This is a genomic window from Exiguobacterium sp. N4-1P (genome assembly GCF_002214325.1).
In genome coordinates this window covers 2825775-2842549 of record NZ_CP022236.1, presented here as the reverse complement: position 1 = coordinate 2842549, position 16775 = coordinate 2825775, and the positions used below count along the sequence as shown (strand labels likewise).

General features: G+C 47.5%; 15 protein-coding genes and 1 riboswitch. Of the genes, 9 read left to right on the top strand and 6 right to left on the bottom strand.

The window, feature by feature from the left end:
- Positions 1-102 precede the first annotated feature (102 nt).
- Complete coding sequence (locus A0126_RS14535; protein WP_088838240.1) at positions 103-1548, top strand: DEAD/DEAH box helicase; 1446 nt, start codon at positions 103-105, stop codon at positions 1546-1548.
- A 34-nt stretch (positions 1549-1582) separates the two neighbouring features.
- On the opposite strand, the gene A0126_RS14530 is transcribed toward A0126_RS14535, so the two are convergent.
- From A0126_RS14530 to A0126_RS14510, 5 genes are all read right to left on the bottom strand, one after another.
- Positions 1583-2905 carry an NAD(P)/FAD-dependent oxidoreductase gene (locus A0126_RS14530; protein ID WP_088838239.1) on the bottom strand — a complete coding sequence of 441 codons (1323 nt, stop codon included), beginning with the start codon at positions 2903-2905 and terminating at the stop codon, positions 1583-1585.
- Positions 2906-3461: 556 nt separating this feature from the next.
- Positions 3462-4097, bottom strand: coding sequence for a nitroreductase family protein (locus A0126_RS14525; RefSeq protein WP_029332098.1), 636 nt, complete (start codon positions 4095-4097; stop codon positions 3462-3464).
- A 53-nt stretch (positions 4098-4150) separates the two neighbouring features.
- Entirely contained in the window at positions 4151-4786 is a 636-nt protein-coding gene (locus A0126_RS14520) for a nitroreductase family protein (protein ID WP_088838238.1), read from the bottom strand.
- Positions 4787-4803: 17 nt separating this feature from the next.
- Complete coding sequence (locus A0126_RS14515; RefSeq protein ID WP_239456778.1) at positions 4804-5253, bottom strand: MarR family winged helix-turn-helix transcriptional regulator; 450 nt, start codon at positions 5251-5253, stop codon at positions 4804-4806.
- Between the two features lie 155 nt (positions 5254-5408).
- Positions 5409-6077 (bottom strand): YczE/YyaS/YitT family protein, encoded by a 669-nt coding sequence (locus A0126_RS14510; protein ID WP_088838236.1) that lies wholly within the window; start codon positions 6075-6077, stop codon positions 5409-5411.
- Positions 6078-6235: 158 nt separating this feature from the next.
- Here A0126_RS14510 and A0126_RS14505 point away from each other — a divergent pair, with 158 nt between their 5' ends.
- The 6 genes from A0126_RS14505 (at position 6236) to A0126_RS14480 (ending at position 12052) form a co-directional block, all read left to right on the top strand.
- Positions 6236-7015 (top strand): DUF817 domain-containing protein, encoded by a 780-nt coding sequence (locus tag A0126_RS14505; protein WP_088838235.1) that lies wholly within the window; start codon positions 6236-6238, stop codon positions 7013-7015.
- Positions 7016-7107: 92 nt separating this feature from the next.
- On the top strand, positions 7108-8376 hold the full coding sequence (locus A0126_RS14500; RefSeq protein WP_088838234.1) for a DUF2325 domain-containing protein: 1269 nt from the start codon (positions 7108-7110) through the stop codon (positions 8374-8376).
- A 67-nt stretch (positions 8377-8443) separates the two neighbouring features.
- Positions 8444-9118: a DUF975 family protein gene (locus A0126_RS14495; RefSeq protein ID WP_088838233.1), complete on the top strand. Its 675-nt coding sequence runs from the start codon at positions 8444-8446 to the stop codon at positions 9116-9118.
- A 190-nt stretch (positions 9119-9308) separates the two neighbouring features.
- A riboswitch (SAM riboswitch) is annotated at positions 9309-9413 on the top strand.
- A 73-nt stretch (positions 9414-9486) separates the two neighbouring features.
- Positions 9487-10545 carry an LLM class flavin-dependent oxidoreductase gene (locus A0126_RS14490; protein WP_088838232.1) on the top strand — a complete coding sequence of 353 codons (1059 nt, stop codon included), beginning with the start codon at positions 9487-9489 and terminating at the stop codon, positions 10543-10545.
- Positions 10542-11489 (top strand): ATP-grasp domain-containing protein, encoded by a 948-nt coding sequence (locus A0126_RS14485; protein WP_088838231.1) that lies wholly within the window; start codon positions 10542-10544, stop codon positions 11487-11489. The genes A0126_RS14490 and A0126_RS14485 overlap by 4 nt, the downstream gene beginning before the upstream one ends.
- Before the next feature lie 104 nt (positions 11490-11593).
- A complete protein-coding gene (locus tag A0126_RS14480; RefSeq protein WP_088838230.1) occupies positions 11594-12052 on the top strand; it encodes an SRPBCC family protein in 459 nt (152 codons plus the stop codon).
- Between the two features lie 129 nt (positions 12053-12181).
- On the opposite strand, the gene A0126_RS14475 is transcribed toward A0126_RS14480, so the two are convergent.
- Positions 12182-13804, bottom strand: coding sequence for an ABC-F family ATP-binding cassette domain-containing protein (locus A0126_RS14475; protein ID WP_088838229.1), 1623 nt, complete (start codon positions 13802-13804; stop codon positions 12182-12184).
- 294 nt (positions 13805-14098) lie between these two features.
- On the opposite strand from A0126_RS14475, the gene A0126_RS14470 reads away from it, so the two are divergent.
- Both A0126_RS14470 and A0126_RS14465 read left to right on the top strand, forming a co-directional pair.
- Complete coding sequence (locus A0126_RS14470) at positions 14099-14965, top strand: prohibitin family protein (protein ID WP_088838228.1); 867 nt, start codon at positions 14099-14101, stop codon at positions 14963-14965.
- A 255-nt stretch (positions 14966-15220) separates the two neighbouring features.
- The gene (locus A0126_RS14465; RefSeq protein WP_088838227.1) at positions 15221-16768 is read left to right on the top strand and encodes a hypothetical protein; all 1548 of its coding nucleotides are present in this window, start codon (positions 15221-15223) and stop codon (positions 16766-16768) included.
- Positions 16769-16775: the final 7 nt, after the last annotated feature.

Here is a 16775-nt window from a genome sequence, read left to right as displayed (position 1 = left end):
TCTGACGGGAAGCTCTTTTGACGTCCTGCGGAAAGTAGCGCATAATGAGAGGTCATGAGATGTACGGTCAATTCGAAACTATATAATAAATGAGGGATTCACATGCCAAAAAAACCATTCACTGATTTTCAACTCAGTTCACCAATTTTAGAAGCGATTGAACAACTTGGTTACCATACGCCGACGGATGTCCAACAAGCCGTCATTCCGGTCGCCTTGTCTGAAAAAGATATCATCGTCAAATCACGCACAGGAAGCGGGAAAACGGCATCGTTCGGCATTCCACTCTGTGAACTCGTCGAGTGGGAAGAAAATAAACCACAAGCGCTAATTTTGACACCGACGCGTGAACTGGCGCTGCAAGTCACAGAAGACGTGATGAACATCGGGCGTTACAAGCGGATTAAAGCGACAGCCGTTTTCGGGAAACAGCCGTTCCGTGGTCAGGTCACGGAATTAAAACAGAAGACCCATATCGTCGTCGGAACACCAGGTCGTGTGCTCGATCACCTCGAGCGAGGGACACTTTCGCTTGAAAAGGTCAAATACCTTGTCCTGGATGAAGCGGATGAGATGCTGAACATGGGCTTCCTCGAGCAAGTCGATACGATTTTAAAACAACTGCCGACACAACGGACGACGATGTTGTTCTCAGCGACGTTCCCGCAAGACATTCACAAGCTGAGCGAACGTTACATGCAGTCGCCGAAAGAGGTCGAAATCACGACAAATGCAACCGAAATCGCTCAAATCGATCACAGTTATATTTCTGTAACCGATAAGACGAAATTCGCAATCCTGAAAGACGTCACGGTCGTCGAAAATCCGGACCGTTGTATGATTTTCTGCCGGACGAAAGAACATGTCGATTTTGTCGCCCAAGGACTGACGGCGATGGAGTATCCGGTCGAGAAAATTCACGGCGGGATGGAACAGGACGAGCGCCTTGCGGTCATGAAGGCATTCCGTGCAGGCGAATTCCGTTACTTGGTCGCGACAGACGTCGCAGCACGTGGAATTGACATCGAAAACATCACCCACGTCATCCAGTACGACATGCCGGTCGAAAAAGAAAGTTATGTGCACCGTACGGGTCGGACAGGGCGTGCGGGCGCAATGGGGAAAGCAATCAGCCTCGTGACGGAAGCGGATATGCGCCGTCTTCGTGAAGTCGAACAGTACCGTGGCGAAGCAATCGAAAAACGTCAAGCACCGACGGAACGTGAATTGATTCGGACGGCAGATGCGTTCGAAGAGAAAATCAAGACGACGGATGTCCGCACATCAAAAACACAACAACTGAACGCTGACATCATGAAGCTCTATTTCAATGGCGGGAAGAAAAAGAAACTTCGGGCCGTTGATTTTGTCGGAACGATTGCGAAAATCGAAGGGATGACTGCTCAGGATATCGGGATCATCACGATTCAAGATACGGTAACGTATGTCGAGATTCTGAACGGTAAAGGACCACTCGTCTTACGCGCGATGAAGACGACGAAGGTCAAAGGGAAACAACTGAAAGTATATGAAGCGTTTAAAAAATAAGAACTGAATGAAAAACAGCCGTTTTGAGAGAGCTTTACTCTCCCGAAACGGCTGTTTTTTGCTGTAAGACTTGTCCGAGGTGGAGACCGCTCGCCGCTGCTTGCGAAAGCGAATGGGTCGCGCCGGAACAATCCCCGATTGCATACAGTCCCGTGATGTCTGTTTCGAAGTCGCGGGAGGTCGCGAGGACCGGAGCGTAAAACTTCCCGTCCATTCCGTAAAGCAATGTATCAGGGGAGAGCGGAGTTTCGAGCAAACGTTCGAGCCGCTCGAAAAATCCGAGTAACACGGTGAGATCGGTGTCCGGGACCTCGTCGAGCAGGTTTCCTGGTGTTGCTTCGAGCGTCGGGACGACTTGATTGTGAGCGATTCCGGTTGCTGTAGAAGCTACACCGGCAAGCAAGTCACCGAGACGTTGGACGACAATCCGGTCCGACCCCTGGTTGATTTGTCCGATGACTGAAGTCGCAAATTGATTCGCTGCGGTCAACGTATCGAAATAGCGTGGTAAAAACAACGTGAAGTTTAAATTTGCCGTTCCCGTCGTCTGTTCGCGGAAATTTTGTCCGTCCGGCATGACGAGACCTTCTTGATATTTGCGGATGATCCGACCGGTCGGATTCATGCAGTAGGTGACGGCCGTTCCAGCGTCAGATGCGTATGCCAGTTTCGTTTCGAACGTGTCCTGTAATACAGTCCGAAAAGGCGTTTCATCCATTTCAATCCGAATCCCGAGGTCGAGTCGTGTTTTCGTTTGCACCAGACCGAGCTGCTTTAGCTGCTGGCGCATCCAGTCCGTTCCGGAACGTCCGGTCGCAAGCACGACTCGTCGGCTCGAGAACGTCTCTGACGCTGTTTTGAGTGTGAATGTAGTATCCGCTTGCTTCTGTATCTGTTCGACTTGCGTCGAAAAGCGGAACGTGACCGTCTGCATCAACATGTCCTCCAGTCGGGCGAGTACCTGTTTCGTAAGTGAAGTTCCGAGATGACGGACGAACGTCTCGATTGTATGTAAACCAGCGTCTTCAGCACGCGCCGCAAATGACGCATTATGAGTGGAATACAAAGGGACCTCCAGTGCTCCGTACTGACACAGGACAGCATCGACTTGTTGCATTAAGCGAAGTGTCGCTTCCGGACCTAACTTTTGTTCCAGTTCGCCCCCGAACTCTGTTGAATAATTGTATTTTCCTTCTGATTTACCGAGTCCGCCAAAGCCGAGGTAAGCGTCTGTCACGGTTCTTTCGGCTAACGGTTTTCCGGCGTCAATCACTAAGACGGATTGTCCGTCCTGTACGAGTTCGTGTGCCAGAAAAATTCCGGCGACACCTGCGCCGATGATCGTTACGTCATACACCTGCATCCGCTCCTTTTTCGTTCAGTATACAAAAGGATTGAGCCGAATTGAACTTAAATGCAGAGGAGGGACAGGAATATAGCAAAAAAAGCACCCCGTAAAACGAGGTGCTCAGCGTGTAGACAAACGCTTATGAAGCGTGAACATGTTATATCGAGAGGCAATCCGTTTGCGCTTCCCTGTCACGCCTCGTCTTCAAAGCGGCAATCTTCCGCGCCGCTACAGCAAAGCTGCAGGGTCGCGACCGATTGCTTTTCGCGGTTCTAAGCGATTCGAGACGGATTGCGCTCTAAACCGTCTGCCATCCCGGCTTTGCGTCACGACGTTACCTAAAAAGCGTCATTTTTCTGTGGACTCCTACGGGGAAAAGTGCGTTTTTAACGCACGTTCAGAGGCAGGCAAGACCCTGCTCATTGTCCGTGAGGATCAAGGAGCAACGGCTTCCGCCTCGCCCGAGGAAAGCAACGAAAAAAGACGCTTTTATCTCCCGATAGAACTTTGTCTACAGTCGGAGCACCCCGTTAAAACGAGGTGCTCTCTTCGTCGTGCGGATTGCTTATTTCCAATCTGTGATGTCGTTGATTGGAAGACGGACTGATGGATATCCTGCGTCAACGGCTTTCCCGATTGAAAGGAGCATGACAGGGAGGTAACGATCTTTATCCATGCCGAAAGCTTCAGCGATTTGATCTTTTTCGTACCCACCGATTGGGTTCGTATCGTAACCGTGCGCACGAGCGACGAGCATCAATTGCATGGAAACAAGACCGGAGTCGATCAAGATGCTGTCACGAAGTGTGTCTGTATCTTCTGGGCTGTAGAATCCTTTAATTGCTGGTACTTGGCGATCGCGGACTTCTTGCGGCATAAGCCCTTTTTCAACAGCCATGTCGTAGATTGTATCGATGCTATCAACCGCATTCATGTCGCCGAACACAGCGATGACAGCAGATGATGTCTCGACTTGGACTTGGTTGAACTTCGCGAGTGGAGCGAGTGTCGCTTTTCCTTCTTCGCTGTCGATGACGAGGAAACGCCATGGTTGCATGTTGACGGAAGACGGTGCGAGTGTTGCTTCTTCAAGAATTTGTGTCATTTCTTCTTTTGAGATTTTTACGTCCGTGTCGTAGTTGCGGATTGAGCGACGGCCTTTTACGATTTCCATAAAGTCAGTAGTTGTTTGAGTTGTCATAGTATTCAATCTCCCTTGTTGTGTTCTCTATTTTTTGATGAAGCGAATCGAACTTATTTCCAGTCTGCGATATCGTTGATTGGAAGACGGACTGATGGGTATCCTGCATCAACAGCTTTCCCGATTGAAAGGAGCATGACTGGTACATAACGATCTTTATCCATGCCGAAAGCTTCAGCGATTTGATCTTTTTCGTATCCACCGATCGGGTTCGTATCGTAACCGTGTGCGCGAGCGACGAGCATCAATTGCATGGAAGCAAGACCTGAGTCGATCAAGATGCTGTCTTTAAGTGCACTAGCAGGAACGTTTTCATACATACCTTTGATTGCCGGAACTTGACGATCGCGGACTTCTTGCGGCATAAGTCCTTGTGCGACGGCCGTATCGTAAATGTTTTCGAGTTGATCGATGGCGTTCATGTCACCGAAGACAGCGATGACAGCAGATGATGTCTCGACTTGGACTTGGTTGAACTTCGCGAGTGGAGCGAGCGTCGCTTTTCCTTCTTCGCTGTCGATGACGAGGAAACGCCATGGTTGCATGTTGACTGAAGACGGTGCGAGTGTTGCTTCTTCAAGAATTTGTGTCATTTCTTCTTTTGAGATTTTTACGTCCGTGTCGTAGTTGCGGATTGAACGACGGCCTTTTACGATTTCCATAAAGTCAGTAGATGTTTGTGTTGTCATGAGTAAGCTCTCCTTTTTTATCGTGCAGTAGTTTTAGGTAATGTTAACGCGTTATCTTCAATGCGCTGAATCATTTGTGCGAGTTGATCTTGTTCTTCTTCAGTAAAGCCGGTTAACAGACTTTCCAAGAAGTCATCTTTTTGCTGGCGCAATTGTGTGATACGCGTGGCACCCTCTGCAGTTAATGAGACGAGGATGACACGGTTATCGCTCTCAGAACGGACACGTTGAATCATTCCGTTCGTTTCGAGATGTTTTAAATGTCGCGTCACGGCAGCGTTGTCGACATTGACGCGTTGCTGCAATTCTTTTTGACTAATTGTCTTTCCGACCTCGAGTTGGGCTAGTAAGTCCATCCGAGTCTGACTGAAGCCATCTGTACATAAATCAAATTTTTGCGCAATCGTCTTATTGACCGAGACGAGCGCATAAATGAGGCGTCCTTTTTCCGTACAAGAAATACTCAAATCATCACATCCTTCCCTTCGTCCCAAGAAACCTTTGACGTATCAAAGATTGATATGTAAACGAATATAACGTGTATTTTTTACAGGTGCAACTAATCTGCTTCATCCACAAAAAAAGATACCATTTCTTTCGAAACGATATCGAGTCAGGCGGCTCAGCTGATTTTTTGTTCGTTCGGTCGAACGACCCCAGCATCGATTGCGGCAATCATCCGGCGGAAATAGACTAACCAAAATTGAAGAAACGGTCCAATCAAAAAGATCGAGAGGATGGTCCCGAAAAAGACGGGGCCACCGAGTAACCAACCGAGACCACATGCCGTTATCTCCATGATTGTCCGCATCATCCGGATTGAGGTTCCGAAACGATCCGCTAACGTCAAGGTCAATCCGTCACGTGGACCGGCGCCGTATCCGACGGCGACGTAAAGTCCTGCCCCCATGCCGATGATGAAAATACCGAAGATGAGCCATACAGCGTTTAGCCAGACAGCTGAAAACGACGGAAGCAAATGAGAACCAAGTACGAGGTTCATGAAGACACCGACGAAAATTGCATTGACGAGTGTCCCGACTTGCGGTCGAATCCGGTCGAGTAAGTATTTGACGAGGACGAGCAGCAGACCGACGAGAAGAATGACCGTCCCGACTGACAAAGGTGTTTTGTTTTGAAGACCGAGATGCAGGACATCCCAAGTCGAGACACCGAGGTTAGCGGTGATCATGATGGAGGAACCGACGGCGAGTAAAAAGAGACCGCTTAAAAATAAGAACCACTTCAACGTTGCGCGCAGCAACCAGGACGTATGGAAACGTTTGAACATCGTTGCGTGTCACCTCGATTCAATAAGATACGTATTCGTTAACTGTATCACGTTCGTGGACTAAAGCAGAAGCAACAAATTGTCGAATGTCCAACTTGAGAAGGAGGGAGGTACGGCGAACGTCTCGTATACTTAAAGAAAGAAGAGGAGGGACGTCGATGCGATTGATCCGCCATCTCATCCGTTTTACATATCTTGAAGCGCTCTGTTGTATCTTTCCAGTAGCCATCTTTGCTGCACTCGCCTTATCACGTTATTTGCCGAGTGAACCGATTGCCCGTTATGACATCCTGTTACTGTGGTGTCTGTTCGTCCAAGTCGCCTTACTCGTGACTCGTTATGAAACGAAAGAAGAGTTCAAGCTGATTCTTATTTTTCACGTCATCGGATTAGGACTTGAGCTGTTTAAAGTCCACGTCGGCTCGTGGAGTTATCCGGAAGACGCTGTTTCGAAAGTGTTTGGTGTTCCGCTCTACGCAGGTTTCATGTATGCCAGTGTCGCGAGTTACATCTGTCAGGCGTTTCGGCGACTTGATCTTCGGTTTACGTCCTTTCCACGTCCGACCCTCGCACTTGCTGTCGGGAGTTTGATTTACTTAAACTTTTTTACGCACCACTGGATGCTCGATTTACGGTGGTTCTTGATGGGACTCGTCATCGTCGTCTTCTTTAAATCGTGGGTCTACTTCCGACTAGAGGATACGGTTTACCGTCTCCCGCTTGTCTTATCATTTTTACTAATTGCCTGGTTCATTTGGCTGGCGGAAAACATCGTCACCTTTTTTAAGGGCTGGGTCTATCCGCATCAGCAAGAGGGCTGGGCACTTGTCGATTTTGGCAAATTATCGTCTTGGTTCTTACTCGTCATCATTACCGTCTTGATTGTCGTCGTCGAAAAATACCGAAGTGGCGACTCCGCAGTCGAAGTTAAATCGTAACCCGTAATAAAAAAATACCCGGTTGTTTTTTTACACGGGTGAAGCATCTTGACCTTGCTATAGTTTAAAAAAATAGTAAAGGGGTTTTTAACATGATGCATCACGTAATCGAACGAGCGAAGGAGTTAGTTACAAGCAAACTGAACATCGTCGAGACAGCAGACGACTGGGGTTTGTTACTTGAAGAAATCAACGGAATCGATGAATGGGTCCAGCTGTCGCAGTACTACGCGCCACGTCAAACAACGACGAAACTAGTAGAATGTCCGGAAACACCATCTAGCCTCCCGATCAAAATGATCCAGGAACGGAAGGAAGAAGTTGAACGGACTGTCGAACAACGGTATTCCTATACGTTCGAACGGCAATTAAAGGGCGGCTCGTTACGGGAATGGCCAAACAGTCATGTCTCAGAAACAGAAATCCGTGACTGGAACCTGGAGCATGGGATGGAAGTCCGTGTCCAAGTCCTACATCAAGATGAGCGCCGGACGTCGCTTGAAATCTTAGCCGTCGTCGCGACGGATCAAGTAAAACCACTTGCAGAGCGAATCGTTTTTGAAAAGTGTATCGTCAAGAACCATGGCATCATCGAAGCGACGATTGACGGTCCACTGCAAGATGAGACGGGAAAACCGTTCTATTACACGACACCACTCGAAGACATGCGGTTCTTCCAACTGAAAGCAGGTCAACTCGTCGACCTCGTCATGTGGAAAGGTCATCCGGAGACATTGACGATTGTTTGGAAACACGCATTTCATTATGAAGTACCGACCATGACGGAATTACCGGCACGCGACGTATCGAATGGTTCGCCCGAGTCCGCCACTGCGTCACCTGCAAATAAACAGGCGAAAACAGGACGCTACGACAAGATGATGCAACGGAAACCGAAGGCGAAGAAAGTCAAAAAAGAGCGGCGCCTCCGGGAGAAAAAAGCCCATCAGCTCGAACGCCTCGATACGACGACGTTACCCGGTCAACCAATCGAATTCGTCGATAAAACGGCACTCGATTTTGCTTCCTACGACGGCATGCGTCTCGTCATCGTCGGTAATGAGCAACAGCGCGCCGTCTACCGCGACTTCTTTGCGGAGACGGGAGTCGAATTAATCCATCTTGGCGGTGACGCCCAAGCCGCGAAAAAAATCGCCTGTCTCGCGAAAAAGACGGACGCGATCGTCGTCGTCAAAAGTCGGGTTTCTCACGCAGCAGCGGCACATGTTCTCGTGCAAGCAAAAAAGCACGATATTCCGTTTGCGATTGAACGACTCGATGGACGACGCTCTTTGTATACGGCGTGCCAGCAACAACTTGAAAAAGCAATGGTCCAACGTTTACTAAAAGACGAGCGTTAAAAAGTGAAACCTCCTCAAAAATAAACCGTAAAGAAAGGTAGCACTTATTTTTGAGGAGGATCTTTCGATGTCAAAACAATTAAAATTAGCAGCGCGCGAGTCGTTGCAGGGACGATGGGGCTTCATGGCATTAATGATGTTGTTGTTCTTAATCATTCAAGGCGTTCCGAACGGATTTGCGTCCTCACCCGAAGAGGATTTCCAATTTATCGACTTGATTGGTATGCTCTTGACGGTGTTGACCTTACCGGTTGCAATGGGATGGTCATGGCTCGCCCTATCTGTCGCCCGAGACGAGCAGACGAAAGTCGCCGATTTGTTTGAGCCGTACAAAATGTTCTTGAAAGCCATTGGAGTGTCAATCGTCCAAACCTTTTTCTTAGGGCTATGGTTCTTACTTTTCATCATTCCAGGAATCATTAAGTCATTCTCTTACATGTTGACGTATTACATCATTCGGGACGAACCATCGATTGGCATCCTTGATGCCATTACGCGTTCACGCCAAATGATGGATGGACACAAAAAAGAGGCGTTTTTCCTCGTCCTTTCGTTCATCGGTTGGTTCTTGCTCGGAATTGTTACGATCGGAATCGGTTTCCTCTGGATTGGCCCGTACTTCAGCGTCACAATCGCGAAGTTCTACGATCGCGTGCGTGGGGAAGAAGTTTCGACGACTGGTCACCGGACAGCCATGATGGATGCAAATCACAATGACTCACCGTTCGTATCACCAGAATGAATTGATTTTGAACAGCACCATACAAAGCAGGGATTGCCATCTTAAACCGATGTGCAATTCCTGTTTTTAGCTTCTAGACAAAGAAGTATCAAGAAACAGAGTGATTTTCCAAATGTTTTTTAATTCCGATAGGAAAAGAAGGTTTAAAGGTTGCTTTACTCTGCTAAAAGATGTACGCTAATTTCAATTATTCTTATCACGAGAAGTCGAGGGACTGGCCCGACGACACTTCAGCAACCCCGCATGAGCGGAAGGTGCTACTTCCAAGAGGAATTTATTCCTTTGAAGATAAGAGCCGACAGTAGACATTCGTCGCTCTTTTCTAAACGAAAAGAGCGATTTTTTTATGCAAAAAGGGGGCACAGGGGATGGAATACGGATTTTGGTTACCAATCTTCGGAGGTTGGTTACGAAACGTCGAGGATGAACAAATGCCAGCGACATTCGATTATGCGAAACAAGTCGCACAGACGGCAGAACGGATTGGCTTTTCTACGACATTGATTGCAGAATTGAACTTAAACGACATTAAAGGAATAGCCGAACCGAGTCTTGAGGCGTGGACGACGGCAGCGGCCATCGCGGCGACAACGGAACGGTTGGAAATCATGACAGCCGTCCGGCCCGGTTTTCATAATCCGGCGACGACAGCAAAGATGGCGGCGAACATCGATCAGCTGAGTAATGGACGCTTCACGCTCAACGTCGTCTCGGCCTGGTGGGAGGAAGAAGCCCGTCAGTACAATGGGATATTTACAGCCCATGACGAACGATATGCCCGGACGGAAGAATTCGTGACGGTCATGAAAGGATTATGGGCGGACGCATCACCCTATAGTTTTGATGGGGACTACTATCAGCTGGAACGGGCAGAGCTTCACCCGAAACCCGTTCAGCGTCCCGAAATCAAGCTCTACGCTGGTGGTGAGAGTGAGACGGGGAAACAGACGATCGTCAATCACTGTGATGCCTATGTCATGCATGGAGGAACGGTCGATGAAGTCGCGACGAAAATTACGGATATGAAAACCCGCCGCGCGGTGACCGGGAAACAGCCGCTTGCGAGTTTCGGACTGGCGGCCTATATCATCTGTCGCGAGACGGAAGAAGCGGCGCTCGAAGAATGGCGCCGGATTACGAACGTCAAGGAAGACGGTGCCGGATATGCCGGATATGACGACTTCGTCAGTAAATCGCAACTCGAACAACAGGTCAAACGAAATGACTATTCGGTCTCAAACCGGGGACTGCGTCCGAACTTGATTGGGACGCCGGATCAAATCGCAGAACGGATTCTTGAATTTGAAGCAGTCGGCGTGACATTGCTCTTGCTTCAATTTTCTCCGCAACTCGAAGAAATGGAACGCTTTGCCCGCGAGGTCATGCCACGCGTCGAAGCGAAACGAAAGGTAGGTCAACTAAAATGACGAAAATTCATATCTTACACGAAAATCAGGAATGGACGGATCATTTAATCAAGCGACTCGAGGAACTCAACTTACCGTATGAACAGTGGCACCTCAACGAAGGGGTCGTCCCACTCGATGAAACACCACCGGAAGGCGTTTTTTACAGCCGGATGAGTGCCTCGTCCCATACGCGCGGGCACCGCTATGCACCAGAATTGACGGAAGGGGTCCTCGCTTGGCTCGAAGAACATGACCGGACCGTTTTCAACGGAACTCGTGCGTTACGACTCGAGGTCAGTAAGGTCAACCAATACACCGCCTTACGAAAAGCAGGTATCCGTGTTCCGAAAACGACGGCAGCCGTCGGACGTGATCAAATCGTCCAAGCCGCTCAAAACATCGGAGTATCGTCGTTCATCACGAAACACAATCGTGCCGGTAAAGGACTCGGCGTTCAATTGTTCCACTCGATTGAAGCACTCGAGACGTATCTTGACGGACCGACATTCGATGAGCCGGTCGACGGCATCACGTTGATTCAAGAGTACATTCAAGCACCTGAACCCTACATTACGCGTTGTGAATTCGTCGGTGGTAAGTTCGTCTATGCGGTCCGTGTCGATACGTCGGAAGGATTCGAGCTCTGCCCCGCGGATGCTTGTGTCATCGATGATTTGTTCTGCCCGGTCGGAGAAGAGGCGGCAGAGACACCGATGAAATTCCAAATTGTCGACGGGTTCGATGACCCGATCATCGCCCAGTATGAAGCGTTCCTGCAAGAAAATAAAATCGCGGTCGCCGGGATTGAGTTCATCAAGGATGCAGACGGGACGATTTATACGTACGACGTCAATACGAATACGAATTACAATTCGGACGCTGAAGCGGCAGCTGGGAAGTTCGGGATGCTGGAACTCGCAACATTCCTTGGTCATGCGTTAGAACGTCAAACCGTGAAGTGAACATCAAAAACCACTTGAAGTAAGAAAAATACCCTGATTGTGCCGGAGTCGAGCGTTAGAACGACGGACATCAGGGTATTTTTAAACTAAAAGGAGGTGGTGTCATGGTGACGTGGCGTGAAGAAAAAGTACTTGCGATTCCAATCGAACAGGCGTGGCATCTGTTTGATCACGATCGACTGCAACGACTCATTCCGGGTGTCGTCCAGCATGAGGTGATTGAACGTAAGCCGGGCGTCGTCGGATCGACGTACCGGCAAACCTACATGCAAGGGAATCGTCTTGAAACCTACATCGTGACCGATCTCGCTTATACGAATGAACCGGACTATAAACAAAATACGATTGGTTTTACGTTAGCGAAGATGTTTCGCCTTGAGATGTCGTTTGCGCTGAAGCGAATTGATGCGACGAGCTGCCGTTTGATTTACACGGGGAAAAATGAAGGCGTCAACTTCGTCGGTCGCAGTCTCTTATCGTTAGGCGGAGAACGTGAAAACGAGAAAATCGTCAAAGGATTTCTCGAGCGGCTCGAAAAAGAAGTGAAGCAAATCCAAGAATAAAAAGGTACGCTTACTCTCGATTACTGCGAGAATAGGCGTACCTTTTTAAGTAAGGAAGATGATACTTAACAAAAAAATATAAACGTATTTACAAAAAACTGCCCCCGATTAACGAGGACAGTCGACAAATCAATGTGCGTATAACGCAGTCAATTGTTGTTGGATTGAATCGTTGTTGAGGTACTCATCGTACGTCGTTTCTTTATCGACGATTCCGTTTGGTGTGAGTTCGATGATCCGGTTCGCAATCGTTTCGACGAACTGATGGTCATGCGAGCTGAAGAGCATCGCACCTTTGTAAGCAATCAAGCCATCGTTGAGTGCTGTGATTGATTCGAGGTCTAAGTGATTCGTCGGATCGTCAAGGACGAGGACGTTTGAACCACTGAGCATCGCTTTCGATAACATACAACGGACTTTTTCTCCCCCAGAGAGGACTGACGCTTTTTTCATGACTTCTTCTCCGGAGAAGAGCATCCGACCGAGGAAACCACGGAGGAATGTGTCACTTTCATCAGCTGGTGAGTATTGGCGCAACCAATCGAGAATCGTTTTGTCAGACCCTTCGAAGAACTCCGAGTTGTCTTTTGGCAAGTACGATTGTGACGTCGTAACACCCCATTTGAATGTCCCGCTGTCTGCTTCCATTTCACCCATCAAAATTTTAAACAGTGTTGTGATGGCGATATCGCTTTGGCTGATGAATGCCACTTTGTCTGTTTTATTTAATGAGAAACGGACGTTGTCGAGGACTTTGACGCCATCGATTGTCTTCGAGAGACCTTCAACCGTCAACAAATCGTTTCCGATTTCACGTTCCGGTGAGAAACCGACGAACGGATAGCGGCGTGATGACGGACGGATGTCGTCAAGTGTGATTTTATCGAGCAACTTCTTCCGTGACGTCGCTTGTTTCGCTTTTGAAGCATTCGAGCTGAAACGCGCGATGAAGGCTTGAAGTTCTTTAATTTTTTCTTCTTTTTTCTTGTTTTGGTCGCCAGCCATCCGTGAAGCGAGTTGGCTTGACTCATACCAGAAATCATAGTTCCCGATATAGAGTTGAATTTTCCCGTAGTCGAGATCGGCCATGTGCGTACAGACGTTGTTGAGGAAGTGACGGTCGTGGGAAATAACGATGACCGTGTTCTCAAACCCGATCAGGAATTCTTCGAGCCATTTGACAGCTTTCAAATCAAGACCATTGGTCGGCTCATCGAGTAACAGAATATCCGGCTTACCGAACAACGCTTGCGCGAGCAAGACTTTAACTTTTTCTCCACCTGTTAATTCAGCCATTGTTTTTGTGTGAAGGCTTTCTTTGATTCCGAGACCTTGAAGGAGCATCGCAGCTTCAGACTCAGCTTCCCAACCATTCATTTCTGCGAATTCTCCTTCGAGTTCAGCGGCACGCATGCCGTCTTCATCCGAGAAGTTTTCTTTCATATAAATTGCATCTTTTTCTTTCATGACTTCATACAGACGTTTGTGTCCCATCATGACGGTTTCGATGACTTGGAACTCTTCATATTCATAGTGGTTCTGACGGAGTACGCCAAGACGCTCACCCGGTGTGATGATGACATCGCCTTGTTGTGCTTCGATGTCTCCTGCAAGAATTTTGAGGAAAGTCGATTTACCGGCGCCGTTCGCACCAATCAGACCGTAACAGTTACCTGGTGTGAACTTGATGTTGACGTCTTCGAATAATTTGCGGTCCGCAAAGCGGAGGCCGACGTTTTGTACTGTAATCATATAGAGATGAACCCTCGTTTCTAGTGTGTGATGTGCTGTTACGAGTGTACCACAAAATGATACGGCTCGTTTCAAGGACAAAGTTCTTTACATGTTAAGACAGATTCTAAAAATAAGCAACCATGGTCATGAAACATTTTCTGAAATCAACCGTATAAGTTAAAGAGGCAGGATGAAGGAGGGATGAGAAATCATGGCAACATTGTTTACCTTACTGTTTTTCGCACTCATCGCCTTGTTAGGAATCGAACTGTATAAATATATCCAAGACAAAATTGACAAAGGGGACTCATAATGAGAGAAATCAAACCAAAGAAAAGAATTAACCCAGCGATGATCATCGCCGGTGTCATCGTCGTTGCACTCCTTGCCATGACACCGTTCATCGTCGAACAGATTGAACCGGGGCAAGTCGGTGTCGTCTACAAACCGTCAAGCGGTGTCCAGGACGAAACACTTTCGCAAGGGTGGCACGTCGTTTCACCGATCACACGTGTGACGGAGTATCCGATTCGGACACAAACGAAGTCGCTCGACAATATGACACTCGCGACAAAAGACGGGAAGAACATTGTTGTCGACTTTACGTACAGTTTTGCAGTCTCTCCCGATCAAGTCACGAAAGTATTCAATAAGTTCGGACCGATCGATATCGATGAAATCGCAGATGGCTATTTGAAACAACGTTTATATGATGCGTCACGAGAGCAAATTTCGAAAGTAACGGTACTCGAATTGTTCGGTGAAGAGTCAGGAAATGTTTCAACGAGCATCCAAACGCAATTTGCAGAAGACGTTAAAAAAATCGGTTTCATCATTGAGGACGTTGCACTCGGTGCTCCGAAACCAGATGAAAAAACACAAGAAGCCATCGATTCTCGTGTTAAAGCTTCACAAGAGCTAGATAAGAAGAAAACGGATCTCGCGATTGCCAAAGCTGAAGCAGAACGACTTCGTGTCGAGGCACAAGGGGAAGCAGATGCGCGTTTGATTGAAGCGCAAGGTTTGGCGAAAGCACAGAAGGAACTTCAAAAAACGTTGACTGCCGAAATGATTCAATATGAAGCTGTCAAGAAGTGGGACGGAAAGTCACCACTTGTGAGTGGATCGGGCAGCATGGTGCAGTTGCCGCTTCCGGATCAGGAAACAGAGAAGGAATAAGTAATGGAATACACCTTCCGATGGGAAGGTGTATTTTTTTGAAGATTTTAAACAGTAAATTATAATTTTGATAAAGTGATACGAGAGAATAAATGAGTTATATCAAGCATATAAACATATTTCAGGAAAAAAATAAGAAAGATACATCTTTTAAATTGTAAAATAATTGGTTTATTTTAGTGTTTATAAGGTAATTGTTGAAGTAAGTCGTGAATGAGTTAATCGTAATCGGTCGTTAGGAGGGGGAGGTAGTGGTTGATAAAAAAATCTCCAATCCAATCTATCCCAACAATATTAGTGCTTATTATTTTCTTGTCAGGCACACACGCTTTAGCGAATGCAACTTCGATTACGATTAAAGGTAATCCGACGTTAAAAGAATGTGTAAGCATTCTCGAAGCACAACCGCCACCTGACCAAAATGCAATCGATGTAGTCGATTATTGTGAAAACACCTTGAATGAAGCAGAAAATGAATCCAACGAAGAAGCAAAAAAGGAAGAAGACGATAGGGCAAAAGGTGAGGATCAAGCGGTCGTGCCACCAGAAAACGACGAACTTGATCACGCAGAGCCTGCGTCACCGGAAGCATCTTCAACACCCGAGAGTGAAATACCCCTGACACCAGAACCTCAAGCACCAGAAGAGGAAGAGTCCCCAACACCCGAGACTGAGATACCCCCGACACCAGAACCTCAAGCACCAGAAGAGGAAGAGTCCCCAACACCCGAGACTGAGATACCCCCGACACCAGAACCTCAAGCACCAGAAGAGGAAGAGTCCCCAACACCCGAGACTGACATACCCCTGACACTAGATCCTCAAGTACCTGAAGAGAAAGAATCACTAGAATCCGAGGATGAATCATCAACTGCATCAAAGTCACAAAATCCTGCATTAGAGGATAAGGAAATACCTGTCGACGAAGGAGCGGAAAAAGCAGAACAAAGAGGAGCACTCGATGTCGCGTTGGTAGGATCGGTCAACCTGACCGCCGCCTATGAAGCAGCGCAAAGGAAAATTACGTTGACTGCGGATATGCAATCCGTTTTGAGTTTAGGATTAGGAAGCAAATACGTGATTTTTCAACTCCCACAGGAAGTGATGCAATCGATTCAGGCAGGGACAATCAGTTTGAGTTATTCCTATACAGGATTGCTGGGCGCGAAGGTTGCAAATGTACCGGCCAGTTCGATTCAACAAAACGGTAATCAAATTTATGCAGAAGTCGGTTCTTTGCTTGCACTCTCACTTTTATCAAAAGATATCTTTACGTTAAGTTTCAAAGTCAATCCACTTCCGGTCGGAACAAATTCAGTGTATACATTTGAAAGTTCATTGACGAGTAGTGTAGTCGATTTGGATGTTTTAAATAGTGGTTTTGGAATGGCGACTTTAACAATCGGTCCCGTATTTAACCTTAAAGTACCTGAAGTTCTCGATTTTGGAACACAGGAAATTAGAGGGCGAGAAGGTGTAATCAATCGAAAAACAGCGATGACGATTGAAATCTCGCATCAAAATGCTTTGAATTATGATTGGAAACTTCGCGCTAGGTTGACGGCACCACTCTCGAGCGAGGGAGGTGATGTACTAGATGACGTGCTGCTCTTTAAAGTCGGTGCGACAAATCAAACGTTACAAACCATTGATAGCGAAATTGCATCCGGGAAAATGGGAGCGACATCAACAATTTTGACGTATGGACCAAGTGAAGGAATCATTCTCGATTTGACAGGGAAACGACCACGAGCTACTACGTATCAGACGCAAATTCAATGGACATTAGTTAATGCACCATGAGAAGGGG